Genomic DNA, 17,717 nt, shown 5'->3' with positions numbered 1-17,717 from the left:
AGTTTATAAATACTGTCGTATGGTAAGGAATTTACCCCGCTGGGTAAATTCCAGTTGTTTTAAGACCGACATACCCAACAAAATATCTTCAAGATTCGGCGTAATGACAGCTTTTATATTGTATAAATGAATTTGACCGATACTGAGCCTTTGGATGCGGGTTCGATAACCGATGCTACGGCCATTGGCGGTAGAAAGTTGAATTTGTTGCCCCTTTGCTAGGTTCAGGCGGGCAGCAAGATGTTCGGGGATAGCCACATAGGTTGCCCCGGTGTCCAGCAGAAAGACTGCCTGCTGGCCGTTAATACTGCCCGTGGCAACATAGTGACCAGCACGATTACGTTTGAGGCTAACTTCCTTAACTTGACCATCATGGGTGGTGGCAATATTTTGATTGGGATTATCTTGCGTGCTTAGGACGTCTTGAAAATATTGGGTCAATAAGAACAGGCCAACAGCCATGGCAATGACCATCATGATCACGCCAAGTTGCTGGCTTCCTGATTGTGTCTTAAGGTGCGGGTATTTATTGAAGATCGTTATTCCACGTTTTCTTGCAGGCCTTCTAGCACTGCATCCATGGCACGTTCAAAGACCGGCGACTCATCTAAAATGACAGCTTGCTTGTTTCTGAGTGATTCACTTAGGCCTTGTAAGGATTTCTCGGCAATCTGACCCGTTTGGGTGACAAAAATATAGGCGCTGGCATCTTCGCTCATCCAGGATATTTTTGCGCGATAGCTTTTGTCGTCACTGCCTTGAAATTCGACCCAGGCTCCGGCTGTTAGAGCACGTGCCTGTTGGGTAAAGCTGTCTTCTATTAAATCTGTATCACCATCATCGGCGATGGCTTCTTCTGAGCCATCCTCTAAGGAGGCGAGTAGGTCTTCTTCTTCTAGGGCATCCAAGTTAGATAAGTCACCATCCAACATGATATCAATACCAGCATCGATGCTTTCCAACTCTTCAGGCGTTAACTCACTACCATCGAATGTCTCAGTCACCGGCGCGGCAGTACCAGCCTCTGCTGCTGTTGTCGCTGTTGGTGGTAGATCGTGAGCGTCGGTACTACGACGACGCTGAATAGCATTTAAATGCTCTTTAGAAAGATAGATTGCTTCATTTTGTGATAGCTCACTATCATTGATATCCTGACCTTTCATGCAGGCGAGATGGCAGTTTTGTAAATCTTGTAATAGCTGTTCGCGGAGTTCTTTGGGGTAGTGAATTCTATCGAGGCCAGCATTTAATGCATTTAAAATTCCTGGTATGACTCGCACCAATTGTTTTTGGCTTTGAATATCGGCCTTGGGATCAATACTCCAAATCAGGGTATCAACAAAGGTCATGGCCATATCCCATTCGTCACTTTCCATGCCATCAGTGAAAAATATATCAAACATGACATCTTTCCAGACTCGTTCAAGTAATAGCACAATATTTCTGGGTAGTGTCTTTGTGCTCATACGTGAATTGAGTTCGGTACAGACCAATTTCAATGCGGCTTCTTTTGAAGGGCCTTTTCTATGGCCATTACCCTGGTTGAACTGGATTAAGAATCGATGTAGATCTTCGAGTAGTTCTTCAAAAAAAGCGCTATCACTTTCGTCGGCCTGTTCGTTACTTACACGGCTGACCAGACTTTCTAGCTTAAGAAATAGTGGGCTGTCTTGGGCATTGGTGGCATCGGTCACCCCTAAGCCCGCATTGGCTAATTCGTTGAGGAGTTTGCGGGCTGGGTGACTTTTGCTTCTAAAAAAACCTTTGTCTTGTAAGGCAATTTTAATGATTGGAATTTGCAGACGGCTCAGCAGGGACTTAACAGAGTCAACAAGATTGTGATCATCAAGGATAAAATCAAATAACATTCCAATGACATCAATTAAGTCATCATCATTCTGGTTGATAGCTTGCTTGTGTTGACTGGATTGTAGTGACTGTTTTAAGGCTTCTTTAAGTAAACCGCTAGTGATAGCCCCTGCGCCACTACCTGCCATGACACCGCCGGTGTTGACCGTATTATTGTTTGCCAGCATGTCCGGTGAAATTTGTAATTGTGACAAGGATGACACGACATCTTCGGTTGAAGCGTATTGTGCCTGAGGCACCGATTGTTGCTGAGGTCTATTTTGAGAAATAAGTTGTTGAATCAGGGCAAAGGCCTGTGCATCTTCTTCACTACCCATGCCTTGCTCGGCATACTGTGGAAAGTCTGTATCGCCCATTTCTCCGCCACCGTCTTGCACGGGGGTGTTGATTAGACCCCCTAAGCCGTCACCAGCAGGACGAGGATTTCTCTTAACGGCATCCTTGTAACTTGCTTTAAGGTTTGGGAGTATGCCTTTTTCAACTAGGAGTCGGTTGGAATTTTCATAGAGCTCATTAACCTGACTGATGAAGTTGATGTCAAATAATTTGAAAATTAATAACTTAACTTTAATTTCAGCTTCTAGGGTGTTCACTGCCACAGCAAATGAATTACACAATGAAGTGGGGCCTAATGGGCTATTAAGGGTATTGATTTTCAAATCATTATAAAGATAAACCATTCTCTGGTTAAGCTGGTTAAGTGAATCCTTGTTATCTCTCTCAGCTTTAGCAATCATATTATGGGTTGCTAAATCTTCTTCAAGGTTATCGTCTTCAACAAGCGTGAGATTGTCTATATTAATATCGTCATCAGTGCCGTTGGTGGCATTGATTTTTTGTCCGTTTTGAATGCTTTGCAGACTGAAGCTTTCAAGAATGCGTGCGGTAAACTCTTCATAGGCGATGCTACGACGTAAGCGGATAATGCGCATTGCGTCGAAGTAAATGTTTTGATCAGTTGAGTTTTCAGATTTTTCAGCCATCTCGAATAGTTGTGTATCAACATTATCAAATAATTTAGATACAGCATTATTCGCCCACTGGCTGGCATACTTGATTAAATCTCCTAACGGACCTTCAGGTGTCATTGAACTTTGTACCCTATTCTTTTGCAATTGAGGATTTTGAGATTCAGAATCTTGTAAACGAGAATCTTGTAAACGAGAGTCTTGTGATTGATAATTTTGTGGTAGACTATTTTTTTGTAATGAACGCCCGTTTTTAGAGACACTTGTTTCTTGTCTACTGAACTGTAATATATTATTCTTCGGTTGCATTTGAACTATACCATGTTTTATTCTTGGTGTTGATTTTACCGCTGGAACCCTGATAAATCAGGTGTTTGTTAGCGCAGAAAATGCTTAGAACCAAAAACAGTATGTGAAACTAAATTAAGCTAAAATTTATAAACTCTAATCTATAAACTCTGAGTATGATTTAGAGCATAAATTTATTGAGCCATGATGTCTTTGAGCCAGTCCGCAATAACAAAAAAATTTAATTACTCATAATGAATTTTACTGCTCGTTTTGTCGTTTCTGATGTTTAATTCGTCAATAGCTATTAATTTGAATATTTTAAAGTGACTATATTCTCACTCAACGCTAATAATAGACTATTTTATAGATATTTTCACGCCATTTTTCTTAATTAAAACAAAACAATGGGTATTTTTTTCGCTTATGTATGATATATCTGACGGCTGGTTCAAACAAGCCCGTAAAAATCCTTCACCGAATCATAATGAACGACCTGAAAAAATGCCTATTGATGCCATTATCGTGCACTCAATATCCTTGCCGCCGGGGTGTTATGAGGGGAATGATATTAGTCTTTTTTTTGCTAATGAGCTGGATTGTAATAAAGATCCCTATTATGATGCGCTGCGTGAGTTAAAAGTCTCATCTCATCTACTGATCCGCCGAGATGGTGAGTTGCTGCAGTATGTGGATCTGAATTTGCGTGCCTGGCATGCAGGGCAATCGAAATTAGGTGAGCGGGAAAACTGCAATGATTTTTCCATTGGTATTGAGTTGGAAGGTACCGATGATAGTGCTTTTGAAAGAGCTCAATATGAGACCCTAACCGAGGTTGTTAGTGCCTTGCTGGCTTATTATCCTGACATTATGCCAGAACGCATTGTCGGACATAGTGATGTGGCACCGGGTAGAAAAACTGACCCAGGGAGTGGTTTTGAATGGGCGCAATGGCGCATGGCATTAACAAAATAACAAAGTAGGAACTTATGACAACATATAGCGGGCATTTACGAAAAATGCACACTCATTATGAAAATGCCACCACACCGGTGAATTATTCGCTACTTCTGGTCGATGAGCTTGAAGGGGCTGAGCCACAAAAAATTGATTTAAATGCCTTGCTGGGCAAGCGCCTGATCATCAGCTATAAAAATGAGATTCATTGTGTGGCCTGTGGTCGTAAAAGCAATAAAAGCTTTAATCAAGGGCATTGTTATCCTTGTTTTACCCGTCTGGCTTCTTGTGATAAATGTATCATGAGTCCGGAAAAATGTCATTTTGAGCAGGGTACTTGCCGTGAACCGCAATGGGGGCAAGATCATTGTATGCAATCACACTATGTTTATCTGGCAAATTCATCAGGTATAAAAGTGGGTATTACCCGTGGTGATCAACTGCCTACCCGTTGGATTGATCAGGGGGCGATTCAGGCTTTGGCTATTTTTAAAGTCAGTCAGCGCTATTATTCCGGCTTGATGGAAATTTTATACAAAGAAAAAATCTCTGATCGCACGCAGTGGCAAAGAATGCTCAAAGGTCAGGTGGAAGAAATTGATTTGCTACTGCATCAAGAGGAATTACAAGCATTTTTTGCGGCACAAATTGAACAATTATCAGCTGAATTGCCTGAGGGTGCAGTGAGTAAAATTGATAATGAGGCGATGACGGAAATTCTCTATCCAGTCGTTGAATACCCACAAAAGGTGAAATCATTTAATTTGGATAAACAAGCCTTGGTCGAAGGGGTGTTGATGGGGATCAAAGGGCAGTATTTAATCCTTGATACTGGCGTGATCAATATCCGAAAATTCTCTGGTTATCATGTCGATTTTTCGTTCTCTTCATGAGTCGAGCTCGCATGAGCAATGCTGTAGTGAGAGACGATCCGCTGAGTCAGGTTTAGCAGTTTGTCCTTATCCATGGGCTTCACCATAAAGCAGCACGCGCCTAATTTCTTTGCCCAGGCTTTGCCCGAAGATTGCTCTTCGCCACTAATGAGGACAATAGGAATGTGCTTGGTGGTGCTTTGACGCTTGAGATAGCGTGTTGCCTGAAAGCCGTTAACATTGGGCATCACGATGTCCATCAGGATGAGATCGGGTTGTTTCTTGGTGGCCTTAATAATGCCTTCTTTACCATCGAGCGCAGTAAGGGTCTTATAACCCGCAGCGCCCAACCATTTTTGACAGGCGGCGATCTGTGTTTTTGAATCATCAACGATCAGCACCGTGGCATCGATTTTATGGGGGGTGTCACTATCAATGCTTGAGTGATTAAAATCATCCTTATTGGCTGGTGAGTCGGCATTGCCCGCATTATTAAAACGCTCAGCGTCACCGGCTTGCAGCATTTCTATCTTCGCAACGGGGGCTGGAATTTTTTCCGGCTCGGGTGACGAAAAAATATTTTTTAGCAGTGTTAGAAGACCCATTTATTTCCCTATTTCCTAAAGCGACTATCAAAGCATTTTTTCTAGGATAATGCTTTTTCTTGTATTATTATCAAATTATAGGCATCCATGTGCGAGATAACAAGCATAGCTCATAATCGCTAGGTGATTTACTGAGGGATTTGCTGAGAGAGTTGCTGCTTAATGGTGTTAATAATCACCTCACAATCAAGGCCATAATCATGATGAACCTGTTGTTGAGTGGCATGTTCAGGAAATTCATCGGGCAAGCCGAGATTCATGACAGAGCTTTTTGTTTGCATGGCCAGGCATTCATTGACCGCACTGCCGGCACCACCAATAATGCTATTATCTTCTAAAGTAATGAGTAGTTCGCAGTTTTGAGCTTGTTTCTGAACCAGTTGTTTATCCAGTGGTTTAATAAAGCGCATATTGAAGACGCTAATATGATAATTTGCGGCTAATGCTTTAGCAGCGAGTAAGGCTTCATTGAGTAAGCTGCCAAAGCATAAAATAGTAACACGCTGGAGAGCTTGGTTTGCTTTGCTTTCTTTGTTTAGGCCTTGATTATCAAGCGCTAATTTGCCCTTGCCCACTTCGATGGCTAAGTCTTGTTGTTTATTAATGGCAATGCCAGGTCCTTTGCCACGAGGATAACGCACTGCAACGGGTGAATTCAGTGCGAAACCAAAGTCCAGCATGTGGTAACACTCATTTTCATCCGCCGGTGCCATAATGGTCATATTGGGAATACAGCGCATAAAACTTAAGTCAAAATTACCGCTATGCGTTGCACCATCCGCACCGACGATACCGCTTCTGTCAATGGCGAATAATACCGGTAAGTTTTGGATGGCGACATCATGAATCAGTTGGTCATAGGCACGTTGTAAAAAGCTGGAATAAATAGCAACAACGGGTTTTAAGCCTTCACAGGCCATACCAGCGGCAAAAGTGACACTATGTTGTTCTGCAATGCCGACATCATAGTAGCGATCTTCAAATTGCTCTGAAAAAGCCACCAGTCCGGAGCCTTCACGCATTGCGGGTGTGATGCCGACTAATTGTTCATTTTTATGGGCGGCATCGACAATCCATTCACTAAAAACCTGGGTATAGGTCAGGCCGATAGGCGCTGTGGCTAAGGCAGCAGTTTCTTGTGTGCTATCCTTTGAACTGTCTTCTGAGTCTTGCTGTGTTTGATTCAGTACCTGGTTATAAAAGCCCGGAGGCGCAGCATGGTATTTAGTGGGTTCTTTTTCTGCTGCTTCGAAGCCTTTGCCTTTTTGCGTAACGACATGTAAAAATTGTGGCCCAGGTAATTCTTTAACGTTCTTTAAGGTGGTCAGCAGGGCGGGTAAATCATGGCCATCAATTGGGCCAATATAGTTAAAGCCTAATTCTTCAAAGAGTGTACCGGGCACGACCATACCCTTCATGTGTTCTTCCGCACGACAGGCTAATTCCCAAACTGAAGGCATAGAACTGAGCACCTTTTTGGAATTCGATTTAACGGTTGAATAAAACTTTCCGGATAGGACTTTGGCAAAATAATTGGATAGACCACCCACATTGGGTGAGATGGACATATCATTGTCGTTCAAAATCACCAGCAAATCAGCATCCAGATCACCGGCATGGTTCAGGGCTTCAAAGGCCATGCCTGCGGTCATTGCACCATCGCCGATAACGGCAATGGACTTGCTATGGCGACCGTTTTGTTTGGCGGCAATTGCCATGCCTAAGGCGGCGCTGATTGAGGTACTTGAGTGACCTACACCAAAGGCATCATAGGGGCTTTCTGAGCGTTTTGGAAATCCAGAAAGGCCACCTTTTAGGCGTATGCTGCGTAATGTTTGGGCGCGTCCGGTGAGTATTTTGTGTGGATAGGCCTGATGGCCGACATCCCAGACAATTTTATCAGCAGGGGCATTGAAAACATGATGCAAAGCAACGGTTAATTCAATGGCACCGAGATTTGAAGACAGGTGACCACCCACTTCGTTCAGGGTGTGCAATAAAAATGTGCGTAGTTCCTGACTGAGTAATAAGAGTTGTTCGTTATCCAGGCCTTTTAAATCATCCGGTGATTTAATCGTGGCAAGTAAAGGATAACGCAAAAGATCAGTCATATTATTGGGGTATCATCATGAGAGTGCAATTACAAAACGGAACAAAAAAGCTGAATAAAAAGCGGTCTAAAAGAGTGTTTTTACTGCAAGCGCTTCAGGTCAACTTGGGATTATACCTTAAATTAGTGATCACGGGTAATTATATATTTTGACAGCCAGCGTAGTGGATCGGCCTTTTGGTCAAAAATATTGAGGCTATCCAATGCATTTTGATGGCATTGCTGTGCCATTTCTTTGGCACCAGCCAAACCTAATAAGGCTGGATAGGTGGCCTTGTTGAGACTAATATCAGCCCCTTGTTGTTTGCCCAATGTTTCGGTGTCGGATTCAATGTCCAGAATGTCATCTTTGATCTGAAATGATAGGCCAATATTGTTAGCATATTGTTCCAGCGCAGCCAATTCAGTTGCGCTTGTTTCTGGTGCGCATAAAGCCCCCATTTTGACACTGGCATGAATTAATGCCCCGGTTTTGTGTTCATGCATGAGTTTTAGTTGTTGCAGTGATAGTTGTTGTCCGGTCGCCGCTAAATCAATGGCCTGACCAGCAGCCATGCCCGCAGCGCCACTGGCATGAGCCAGGGCGTTTATAGTGGCTACGATTTGCTCAGCATCAATCTGCGTATTTTTTCCCAGCACTTCAAAAGCCAGTGTTTGCAGGGCATCACCGGTGAGTAATGCGGTGGCTTCGGAAAACTGTTTATGGCAGGTGGGCTTGCCTCGGCGTAAATCATCATCGTCCATGGCGGGCATATCATCATGCACCAGAGAGTAGCAGTGAATTAATTCCACGGCACAGGCGGCGGCATCTTGTTTTTCTGGTGCAATGTTTAATGCCATTCCAGTCAGGTAGACTAATAAGGGACGCACACGCTTGCCACCATTAAAAACACTATAATGCATGGCCTGATGTAGTTCAGGGGCAATATTTGAACTGTTTTGAAGAATTGTTTCAAGCGCCTGATCAACACGCTGTTGATAGTCTTGAGTTAATTGTTTTAGCTGCACGGGCTGACTATCCTATGCTTTATCTGGTTGAGAAGGCAAAGTGCTGGGAGAAATATAATCTTCAAGCGAGCTGGATTGATCTTGCTCCAATAAAATTTGTACTTTTTGCTGGGCATCCGTTAAGGCGCTTTGACAGGCACGGGTCAGATGAATGCCGCGTTCAAAATCCTGTAGGGATTGCTCCAGACTTAAATCACCGTTTTCTAAGGCATCAACCAGTTTCTCCAGCTCATTGAGTGAGGCTTCAAAATTGAATGATTGGTCTGCTTTTTTTCGGCTATTGCTTGCTTGTTTGTTTGCTAGTACTGACTTTTTTTATCATATAGTTTGGCTTATTCAGTGTTTCCGGTGCGTTCAATGCTATAATCGCTCTAAATTTGAGCATAATTGTAATATTGCGCTAGCAGATGGTAAAGCTTTTTAGTGAAATAGAATGTTAAGCTGCGCTGAATGTGTATAAAACTAGGTGCGTGTACTCTAGGTAGACCTTACTATAATTGAATATATTTGAGATTTATGAATGAATAAGGCTGTTAAAATATTAGGTGTTGAGAGAAAAGCTTTAAAGGCAAAGCGATTGGCTTGCCTTGTTTTACTTATCTTTAGTGCGGGTATTAGCACGGGAACGAGTGCTGATGTGTGGGACAATTGGGACGCTCATTTTGATGAAAATCTGGACAATGAAGGGGTAGAAGATTTTGTCTGGAAAGAGGATGCATCGAATTTACCGCAATACCCGTTAGAAAAAAACTTATTGCCTATTGATGCTCCCCCCACACATCAAAGTTATCAATATTTTATTGATGAAAGTAGTATCGTTATTGGTCATGATAGAGTGGTTCGTTATAGTTTGGTGATTCGTTCCAAAAGTGGTGCCGACAATGTGGTTTATGATGGCCTGCGCTGCACGGATCAACACTTAAAGAGTTACGCCTATGGTGCGCTTGATAAAAGCGGTAAGAAGGTGTTTTTGCCTAGGGAACGCCCCCGATGGAAACCCCTGCAGAACTCAGGATTTACAGCTTATGGACCCGTGTTAGCAACGAATTATTTTTGTAGTCGTTATGATCTGAGTTTAAAGCTGCATGAAATTATCAATAATATAAAATACGGTGAAAGTAGCTCCGAAGAACTTTATTATTGAGCGTTTATAGCTGTATATGTTAAAACAGAGACTAAATATTGCTTAATTTGATAATAACAATAATAAATTCAATAACAAACTAATAAAAAACATAATAAAAACGTAATATAACTCATTATTATGAGTTGATAAGTTTCAGGATGATTGTTTTTTCCAATGGAAAATCAGGAATGAAAATAAAAATAAAAAAGCAGATTATCTCCAGTCAAGAGCATGGAGTTTCCAGGGATGCCATCAGTGCTAATGCCTTAAAGGTGCTCTATCGTCTAAAAGACGCGGGCTATCAGGCATATCTTGTGGGTGGGGGAGTAAGAGATTTACTACTGGGGAAAAAGCCCAAAGATTTTGATGTCGCCACTGATGCCCATCCGGATGAGGTGAAACGCTTGTTTCGCAATTGCCGCTTAATCGGTCGTCGCTTTCGTTTGGCGCATATTCTCTATGGTCGTGATGTCATTGAAGTGGCGACGTTTAGAGGCCCGCACGAAGGCAAAAGCCCTAGTCATGCGGATCAAAACAAAGAAGGCCGCATTATTCGTGACAATGTGTTTGGCAGTCTGGAAGAAGATGCCCTGCGGCGTGATTTTTCCATTAATGCCTTGTACTACAATATTCGTGATGACTCGATTGTTGATTTTACAGGTGGTATGGAGGATTTAAACAATAAAATTTTGCGTATGATCGGTGATGCTGAAACGCGCTATCGTGAAGATCCCGTTAGAATGCTGCGAGCTGTGCGCTTTGCTGCTAAATTAGATTTTCAGATGGAGCAAGAAACTAACAACCAGATTTTTGAATTAGGGCATTTACTAGAAGATATTCCGGTCGCACGTTTATTTGATGAAACCATTAAATTGTTTCAGGGTGGCTATGGCCTAAGATGTTTTCAGTTACTCAGAGAATACCAGTTATTTGAGCTGTTGTTTCCGATGACGGAAACATCCATCATCGGCTCACAAGAGGATGAGAAGACACTTAAAATTGTTGAACAGGCCTTAAGAAATACTGATGAACGTATTGCTTCGGGTAAATCAGTCAATCCAGCCTTTTTTCTTGCGGTATTGCTCTGGTATCCCATGCATGAATACAAAAATCGCTTTATAGAGCGTGGTGAGCATGAGATTGAAGCTTTAATCAGTGCCAGCCGTGAAGTGCTTACTCGTCAGCAGGCTTATACCTCAATTCCCAAGCGTTTTAGTTTAATGATACGGGAAATCTGGCACATGCAGTCACAATTGCAACATCCCACGCGAAAGCGTGCGATGCGTACCTTGACCAATAAGCGTTTTCGCGCCGGTTATGATTTCCTATTGCTAAGAAATAAGGTGGGTGAAACTGAATTAGCGTCATTGTGTACCTGGTGGACGGATATCCAAACGAAAAACCAATCCGAACAGGAAGCGATGTGTGATGCTTTAGTGAAGGGGCAAAAGAAATCAAAACGGCGCAAGCGTCGCCGTACGCCTGTTTTAAGCAAAAATAGCTAAGTAAAATAGCTAGTGTCCATCCGTTTATTCTAGGATTATTTGATAATTTTGACCGTAGGGTGGGCACGCTTTTTGTGCCCACGCTGAAAGTGTACATAATAAGCGCTTGAGTCAGCGTGGGCAGATAAAGCCATGCCCACCCTACGGTTCTTTATATAAAAAACCTATTTACGGATGGGCACTAGTTAAGCAAAATAATTAAGCAAAGTAGTTAATCAGTTATGAATTATTACATCGGTTTAGGCAGTAATTTAGATAAGCCAGTGGAGCAACTACGAACCGCTTTGAGCAATATGGCCAATACGGGTGTCATGGTGATTGTCAGTCAGTCATCGTTTTATCAAAGCCGGGCGTTGACCTTGCCTGATACACCGAGGCAAAATGACTATATTAATGCGGTGGTCTTGATTGACAGTGATTTAAACCCACAACAATTATTGCAACAATTACATGAATTGGAAGCCAGACAAGGGCGCAAACGCCTGGAAAAATGGGGCGCTAGAACACTGGACCTGGATATTTTACTGGCTGGTGAGCGTGGTGAAGAAATAGTACAGGCAGAGAACCTGATGATTCCTCACTCGCAAATCAAGCAGCGTAATTTTGTCATACACCCCTTGTTTGAAATAGCCATTGAGCAGAGTATTGATATTGAAATTCCAGCATTGGGTCATTTAGCTGATTTAGCCAAACAGACAAGTTGGGCAGGTTTAGAGCGGATTTAGAGTAAATATATACCCCTAATACTTGGAGATACACCCCAAGGGCACTTCTTTCAGGGCGCAGCGAGGCATTTGTCTTTACACTGGTAGGATGTGGTGAGGAACGAACCGCATCAAAGACGTACATTTAAAACCATTGATGCGGTTCGTTCCTCACCACATCCTACATCTGAAGTGTAAACAAGGTTTGATCTGTGCCTAAATAGAGACTGAAACATTGTAATAATATGAATAAAATAACCACAACGACACTGAAAAAAATGAAGCAAGCAGGTGAAAAATTTACCTGTCTAACAGCTTATGATGCGAGTTTTGCCATGGCTCAGGAAAATGCCGGTGTTGAAGTGATTCTCGTGGGTGATTCCTTAGGCATGGTTGTTAAGGGTCAGGCGAGTACCTTATCGGTCACTATGGATGAGATGGTCTACCATACCGCCAATGTCTCCAGAGTGTGCTACAAGTCATTGATTATGTCTGACTTGCCTTTTGCCGCTGATGTCACCAAAAAACAAACTTATAGCAATTCTGCCCGCCTGATCAGTGAGGGTGGTGCGCATATCGTTAAGATTGAAGGTGGTGCAACGTTATTAGCCAGCATCGAGTTTATGGCAAATCGTGGCATCGCGGTTTGTTCTCATCTGGGCTTATTGCCTCAATCAGTTTATAAAATGGGTGGTTATCGAATTCAGGGACGTACTCCAGAAGAAGCCGAACAAATACTCAAAGATGCTATTGCTTTAGAGCAGGCAGGTACGGATATTTTATTATTAGAATGTGTACCGGCTGAATTAGCGGCACAAATTACCGCCAGCGTACAAATCCCCGTCATTGGCATCGGTGCTGGTGCTGCTTGTGATGCCCAAGTCCTAGTCAGTTATGACATGCTGGGCTTGACTCAGGGAACTCCCGCAAGCTTTGTGAAAAATTTCTTAAATGACAGTAATTCCATTCAAGATGCTTTTAAAGCCTATGTTGAACAAGTAAAAAATGGGCAATTTCCCAGTGCAGAACATAGTTTTAATTAGATTTTTTTAGTTAGTGCCCACCCTACGGTTCTTTATATAAAAAAACCTATTGACGGATGGGCACTAGTTAGCTTTTTAACCACAGTCAAAGATTTTATATTCATGCAAATCATCCATCATATTGCTCAACTAAGACAGCTTATTGCAGAGCACAAAAGTGCCGGAAAAAGCATAGGCTTTGTGCCCACCATGGGTAATTTACATCAAGGGCATTTGCAATTGGTCGAATTGGCGAGTGCCCAGGCTGATATCATAGTCTGTAGTATTTTTGTCAACCCCCTGCAATTTGGTGAGGGGGAAGATTTTGCAGAATACCCTCGTACTCTGGATGCAGATGCTGCGCAATTGCGTCAAATAGACTGTGATATTCTCTTTGCTCCGGCAGTGTCTGATATCTATCCGGAATCCTCAAACGGTGGCAGAGATCAAATGCAAGTGATAGTGCCACCTGAACTAGCGGATATTCTGGAAGGTGCTGCTCGTCCCGGACATTTTACCGGTGTAGCCACTATCGTGACCAAGCTGTTCAATATGGTGCAACCCGACAAGGCCATTTTTGGCGCTAAGGACTACCAGCAATTACAAGTCATTTATAAATTAGTGAAGGACTTGTGCCTACCGATTGAAATTATTGCCCATCCCATTGTGCGTGAAAGCACGGGTCTGGCAATGAGTTCTCGCAATGCTTATCTGAGTGATTCTCAGAAACAACAAGCAATAGCATTATTTAAAACCTTAAAGTCATTAGCAACACAATTGAAAAATAATACCACCAAGCTAAAAGTATGTGATTATTCACAATTAGAACAAGATGCAATCAAACAATTAGATGCCCAAGGCTTTAAAACCGACTACCTCTGTATTCGAGCAAGAAATTTAGCATTACCCACTGACGATGATAAAGAACTGGTCATACTGGTCACCGCATACCTAGGCACGACACGCTTACTCGACAACCTGCAAGTATCACGAGTATGTAAACAATAAAACCCCCGATTTGAAAAAAAAATCAATCATGGTAAAATACCCCACCTTTTTTAACGGTTCATATTTGATTCATCGATTACTCACTAGGATAAACCATGCAGTGTTCAATGCTTAAGTGCAAATTACACCGAGTCACCGTTACTCACTCAGAACTTGATTATGAAGGTTCCTGTGCCATTGATACGGATTTAATGACTGCGGCAGGTATTCTGGAATACGAGCAAATCGAAATCTACAATATTAGCAATGGTGAACGTTTTTCGACCTATGCTATTAAAGCCGAAGCTGGTTCACGCATTATTTCCATCAATGGTGCTGCTGCTCACAAGGCCAATCCCAAGGATTTAATCATCATTGCTGCCTATGCCAGTTTGAATGAAGAAGAACTGAAAACCTACCAACCAACCCTCGTTTATGTTGATGATGGCAATAATATTAGCCATACCAATACTCAGATCCCCGTTCAGGCTGTTAGTTAAACATTTTTCCTGCCTGTCATGATGCGATGCCTCGTAGGATGCTGCTGAGGAACGAAGCGCATCAAAATTAAATAGCTTACATCATTGCTAAATATCACTGAAAAAGCACTAGAAATGCACTTAAATAGTTCTATACTATAGATGAACATCTATTAACGGAATTTTTTAAATTCAACACTGGAGCTACCATGGAAAAGGCTGATATAGGCTTAATAGGACTAGCAGTAATGGGGCAAAATTTAGCCCTGAATATTAATGATCACGGTTTTCGCTTAGCTGTCTTTAATCGTACCACAAGCAAAGTGGATGATTTTCTTAAGGGTGAAGCCAAGGGAACAAACATTATTGGTAGTCATTCAATCGAAGAATTTGTTGCCAGCCTGTCATCACCACGACGTATCTTATTAATGGTCAAAGCCGGTGAGGTTGTGGATCATTTTATTGACCTATTGCTACCCCATCTGGACATCGGCGATATCATTATGGATGGTGGAAACTCACTTTATACCGACACGACAAGACGGGTAAAAGCACTGGAAGAACAAGGCATAATCTATTTAGGTACGGGTATTTCTGGTGGTGAAGAAGGTGCACGAAATGGACCTTCCATTATGCCCGGAGGTAATAAAAATGGCTGGCCTCAAGTCAAAGGTATTCTCCAAAGTATTACCGCTAAAGTAGATGGTGAGCCCTGTTGCGATTGGATCGGTGAAGAAGGTGCGGGTCACTATGTGAAAATGGTACATAACGGTATTGAATATGGTGATATGCAGCTTATCTGTGAAGCCTATCAATTTCTACGTGAAGGCATGAGTTTAGGTGTGGATGAAATCGCGGATATTTTTACAAGTTGGAATGAGGGTGAACTGAACTCCTATTTGATTGAAATTACCAGTGAGATTTTACGCGTTAAAGATACGGACGGCGAGCCATTAGTCGATAAAATACTGGATACCGCCGGGCAAAAAGGCACGGGTAAATGGACTGCAATTAATTCATTAGAGTTGGGAATTCCCTTAACTCTAATCGGTGAGGCAGTATTTTCCCGTTTCTTATCGGCTCTAAAGTCAGAGCGAGTCAAAGCCTCTCAAGTATTGCAAGGTCCGACACTGGCTTTTGAATATACAGAAGATGAAAAAAATAACTATATCAATGCTGTTAAAGAAGCCCTCTATGCTTCAAAAATAATATCCTATACACAGGGTTATATGTTGATGCGTGAAGCGGCCAAAGAATACCAATGGAACTTGAATTATGGTGGTATTGCTTTGATGTGGCGTGGTGGTTGTATTATTCGCAGTCGCTTTTTAGATAATATTAAAGCGGCTTATAATAACAATCCGCAATTAGAAAGCTTGTTACTGGATGACTTTTTTCAACAAACCATCAGTGATACCCAAAATGGCTGGCGTAAAACAGTCTCAAAGGCAATTGAATCAGGCATACCTGTACCGGGTTTTGCGGCTGCGCTTACTTTTTATGATGGCTATCGCATGGCATCGGTGCCAGCCAACTTACTACAAGCCCAACGCGATTATTTTGGTGCCCATACCTTTGAACGTATAGATAAGCCCTTGGGTGAATTCTTTCATCACGAATGGAATTGAGGCTACTGAATCATGAATGCTAATTCACATAAAAAACTGCTTAAAGAACCCTGTACGCTCATTATTTTTGGCGTGACGGGACATTTGAGTAAAAATAAATTACTTCCCGCATTATATCATCTGGAAGAAGCTAAACGCTTGCCTGATGAAGTGACCATTGTTGGCTTTGGTCGCAGGGATTGGGATGATGAGCAGTGGAAAACAGAAGTCACTAAAGAAATAAAAGACCGCGCTCGTGGTGGACTCGATGCACAGGTTTTAGAGCGTTTTACCCGACGCCTGCATTTTCAGCAAGGCGATTTACAAAATGAAGAGTCTTTCGTTGCTTTAAAAAAACGCTTGGAAAATGTAGATACTTTCCCAGCTAATCATATTTTTTATTTAGCGATACGCCCACAGGATTATAATTTCACCACCAAGCATCTAGTGAGTAGTGGCCTACATGAAGAGCATAATGGCTATTGTCGCCTAGTGATTGAAAAACCCTTCGGCCATGATTTAGAAAGTTCCGAAGTGTTAAATACACAATTGCACAAGAGTTTTAGAGAAGAGCAACTTTATCGTATCGATCATTATCTGGGTAAAGATACGGTACAAAATATTTTAGTGTTCCGCTTTGCTAACTTGTTGCTTGAACCGCTATGGAATCGCAATTATATTGACCATGTACAAATCACCCATGCTGAAAGCTCCGGTGTGGGAGGTCGTTCGCATTATTATGACTCTGCGGGTGCTTTGCGAGACATGATTCAAAGTCACTTACTGCAAATGCTGGCCCTTGTGGTGATGGAACCACCGGCGAATTTAGACGCAAATGCCTTACGCGATGAAAAAGTAAAAGCACTGCGTTCCATTCGTCCTATCAGTAGAAATTCGGTGAATATGCATGCCTTTCGTGCGCAATATTCCGGTGGTCATGTTGATGGTGAAAGAGTGCCAGGCTATCTTGAAGAAGAAGGGGTGGCTGAAAAAAGTACCACGGAAACTTTTGCAGCAATGAAGCTCTATGTGGATAATTGGCGTTGGAAAGGTGTACCTTTTTACCTGCGTACCGGCAAGCGCATGAAAGAAAATAACTTCTTAGTGAGCATTCGTTTCAAGCGTCCGCCACAGCAGTTGTTTAAAGATACTGCATTAAAACAAATGGAACCCAATTGGATTTTATTAAATATTCAGCCAGAAGAATGTTTGAGAATTGAAATGCAGGTCAAAAAATCAGGCCTGGAATTGGAAACGGAAATCACCCAACTTGAAGCCCATTCTTGTGATAACAAAGCTAAAATTGATGCTTATGAAGCCTTATTATTAGAAGTCATGGAAGGTGATCAATCACAATTCTTACGCTTTGATGAAGTCTCATGGGCATGGCAAATTGTCGATCCGGTATTACGCTCCTGGATGGAAGAACAGGACTATATTCACACCTATCCAGCGGGCACCTGGGGTCCTGATGTGTCCTCTCGTTTATTTGATTCCAACGATCAGTTTTGGCGCAATAAACTAGATGCCAAAAATTGTGACAGCTAATATAAGACAAGATAAGTAACATAGAGTTTCCCCCTTTGCCAAAAGTAGGCACCCTGAGGCGA

The 17,717-nt window shown here is 42.3% G+C and carries 15 protein-coding genes and 1 pseudogene; 10 read left to right on the top strand and 6 right to left on the bottom strand.

Annotated elements, in window-relative coordinates:
• Positions 1-3: 3 nt before the first annotated feature.
• Together JEU79_RS01365 and JEU79_RS01360 are read right to left on the bottom strand one after the other, a co-directional pair.
• On the bottom strand, positions 4-477 hold the full coding sequence (locus JEU79_RS01365; protein ID WP_198262655.1) for a retropepsin-like aspartic protease family protein: 474 nt from the start codon (positions 475-477) through the stop codon (positions 4-6).
• Positions 478-539: 62 nt separating this feature from the next.
• Positions 540-2,957 (bottom strand): DUF1631 domain-containing protein, encoded by a 2,418-nt coding sequence (locus tag JEU79_RS01360; RefSeq protein ID WP_214660468.1) that lies wholly within the window; start codon positions 2,955-2,957, stop codon positions 540-542.
• A 594-nt stretch (positions 2,958-3,551) separates the two neighbouring features.
• Here JEU79_RS01360 and ampD point away from each other — a divergent pair.
• On the top strand, positions 3,552-4,100 hold the full coding sequence (ampD, locus tag JEU79_RS01355; RefSeq protein WP_198262653.1) for a 1,6-anhydro-N-acetylmuramyl-L-alanine amidase AmpD: 549 nt from the start codon (positions 3,552-3,554) through the stop codon (positions 4,098-4,100).
• A 14-nt stretch (positions 4,101-4,114) separates the two neighbouring features.
• Positions 4,115-4,975 carry a DUF2797 domain-containing protein gene (locus tag JEU79_RS01350; protein WP_198262652.1) on the top strand — a complete coding sequence of 287 codons (861 nt, stop codon included), beginning with the start codon at positions 4,115-4,117 and terminating at the stop codon, positions 4,973-4,975.
• On the opposite strand, the gene JEU79_RS01345 is transcribed toward JEU79_RS01350, so the two are convergent.
• The 4 genes and pseudogenes from JEU79_RS01345 to JEU79_RS01330 form a co-directional block, all read right to left on the bottom strand.
• Entirely contained in the window at positions 4,948-5,559 is a 612-nt protein-coding gene (locus JEU79_RS01345; protein WP_198262651.1) for a response regulator, read from the bottom strand. The two genes, JEU79_RS01350 and JEU79_RS01345, sit on opposite strands and share 28 nt — an antisense overlap.
• A 128-nt stretch (positions 5,560-5,687) precedes the next feature.
• On the bottom strand, positions 5,688-7,670 hold the full coding sequence (gene dxs, locus JEU79_RS01340; protein ID WP_198262650.1) for a 1-deoxy-D-xylulose-5-phosphate synthase: 1,983 nt from the start codon (positions 7,668-7,670) through the stop codon (positions 5,688-5,690).
• A 122-nt stretch (positions 7,671-7,792) separates the two neighbouring features.
• Positions 7,793-8,677: a (2E,6E)-farnesyl diphosphate synthase gene (ispA, locus tag JEU79_RS01335; protein WP_198262649.1), complete on the bottom strand. Its 885-nt coding sequence runs from the start codon at positions 8,675-8,677 to the stop codon at positions 7,793-7,795.
• Positions 8,678-8,689: 12 nt separating this feature from the next.
• Positions 8,690-8,950: pseudogene (locus tag JEU79_RS01330) on the bottom strand (exodeoxyribonuclease VII small subunit); the annotation flags it as partial.
• Positions 8,951-9,197: 247 nt separating this feature from the next.
• Here JEU79_RS01330 and JEU79_RS01325 point away from each other — a divergent pair.
• The 8 genes from JEU79_RS01325 (at position 9,198) to zwf (ending at position 17,655) form a co-directional block, all read left to right on the top strand.
• Entirely contained in the window at positions 9,198-9,821 is a 624-nt protein-coding gene (locus tag JEU79_RS01325; protein WP_198262648.1) for a CNP1-like family protein, read from the top strand.
• A 170-nt stretch (positions 9,822-9,991) separates the two neighbouring features.
• Positions 9,992-11,308 (top strand): polynucleotide adenylyltransferase PcnB, encoded by a 1,317-nt coding sequence (gene pcnB / locus JEU79_RS01320; RefSeq protein ID WP_198262647.1) that lies wholly within the window; start codon positions 9,992-9,994, stop codon positions 11,306-11,308.
• A gap of 221 nt (positions 11,309-11,529) precedes the next feature.
• Positions 11,530-12,033 carry a 2-amino-4-hydroxy-6-hydroxymethyldihydropteridine diphosphokinase gene (gene folK, locus JEU79_RS01315; protein WP_198262646.1) on the top strand — a complete coding sequence of 168 codons (504 nt, stop codon included), beginning with the start codon at positions 11,530-11,532 and terminating at the stop codon, positions 12,031-12,033.
• A 224-nt stretch (positions 12,034-12,257) separates the two neighbouring features.
• On the top strand, positions 12,258-13,055 hold the full coding sequence (panB, locus tag JEU79_RS01310) for a 3-methyl-2-oxobutanoate hydroxymethyltransferase (protein WP_198262645.1): 798 nt from the start codon (positions 12,258-12,260) through the stop codon (positions 13,053-13,055).
• A gap of 102 nt (positions 13,056-13,157) precedes the next feature.
• Positions 13,158-14,042, top strand: a complete 885-nt coding sequence (panC, locus tag JEU79_RS01305; protein ID WP_198262644.1) for a pantoate--beta-alanine ligase — start codon at positions 13,158-13,160, stop codon at positions 14,040-14,042.
• Between the two features lie 95 nt (positions 14,043-14,137).
• Positions 14,138-14,521: an aspartate 1-decarboxylase gene (panD, locus tag JEU79_RS01300; RefSeq protein WP_198262643.1), complete on the top strand. Its 384-nt coding sequence runs from the start codon at positions 14,138-14,140 to the stop codon at positions 14,519-14,521.
• Between the two features lie 188 nt (positions 14,522-14,709).
• Entirely contained in the window at positions 14,710-16,128 is a 1,419-nt protein-coding gene (gene gnd / locus JEU79_RS01295) for a decarboxylating NADP(+)-dependent phosphogluconate dehydrogenase (protein ID WP_198262642.1), read from the top strand.
• Between the two features lie 12 nt (positions 16,129-16,140).
• Positions 16,141-17,655, top strand: a complete 1,515-nt coding sequence (gene zwf / locus JEU79_RS01290) for a glucose-6-phosphate dehydrogenase (RefSeq protein WP_198262641.1) — start codon at positions 16,141-16,143, stop codon at positions 17,653-17,655.
• The last annotated feature ends 62 nt before the right edge of the window (positions 17,656-17,717 follow it).

Origin of the sequence: sulfur-oxidizing endosymbiont of Gigantopelta aegis (assembly GCF_016097415.1) — a bacterium.
GTDB lineage: Bacteria > Pseudomonadota > Gammaproteobacteria > GRL18 > GRL18 > GRL18.
Note: the sequence above shows the minus strand (reverse complement) of the source record. Positions and strands in the feature narration are given on the sequence as shown.

Coding starts and splice junctions, on each gene's coding strand:
- JEU79_RS01345 (WP_198262651.1), bottom strand. CDS start 5,559: ATGGGTCTTCTAACACTGCTAAAAAATATTTTTTCGTCACCCGAGCCG.
- pcnB (WP_198262647.1), top strand. CDS start 9,992: ATGAAAATAAAAATAAAAAAGCAGATTATCTCCAGTCAAGAGCATGGA.
- panC (WP_198262644.1), top strand. CDS start 13,158: ATGCAAATCATCCATCATATTGCTCAACTAAGACAGCTTATTGCAGAG.
- dxs (WP_198262650.1), bottom strand. CDS start 7,670: ATGACTGATCTTTTGCGTTATCCTTTACTTGCCACGATTAAATCACCG.
- JEU79_RS01360 (WP_214660468.1), bottom strand. CDS start 2,957: ATGACACCTGAAGGTCCGTTAGGAGATTTAATCAAGTATGCCAGCCAG.
- panB (WP_198262645.1), top strand. CDS start 12,258: ATGAATAAAATAACCACAACGACACTGAAAAAAATGAAGCAAGCAGGT.
- ampD (WP_198262653.1), top strand. CDS start 3,552: ATGTATGATATATCTGACGGCTGGTTCAAACAAGCCCGTAAAAATCCT.
- zwf (WP_198262641.1), top strand. CDS start 16,141: ATGAATGCTAATTCACATAAAAAACTGCTTAAAGAACCCTGTACGCTC.
- panD (WP_198262643.1), top strand. CDS start 14,138: ATGCAGTGTTCAATGCTTAAGTGCAAATTACACCGAGTCACCGTTACT.
- JEU79_RS01365 (WP_198262655.1), bottom strand. CDS start 477: ATGATGGTCATTGCCATGGCTGTTGGCCTGTTCTTATTGACCCAATAT.
- folK (WP_198262646.1), top strand. CDS start 11,530: ATGAATTATTACATCGGTTTAGGCAGTAATTTAGATAAGCCAGTGGAG.
- JEU79_RS01325 (WP_198262648.1), top strand. CDS start 9,198: ATGAATAAGGCTGTTAAAATATTAGGTGTTGAGAGAAAAGCTTTAAAG.
- JEU79_RS01350 (WP_198262652.1), top strand. CDS start 4,115: ATGACAACATATAGCGGGCATTTACGAAAAATGCACACTCATTATGAA.
- gnd (WP_198262642.1), top strand. CDS start 14,710: ATGGAAAAGGCTGATATAGGCTTAATAGGACTAGCAGTAATGGGGCAA.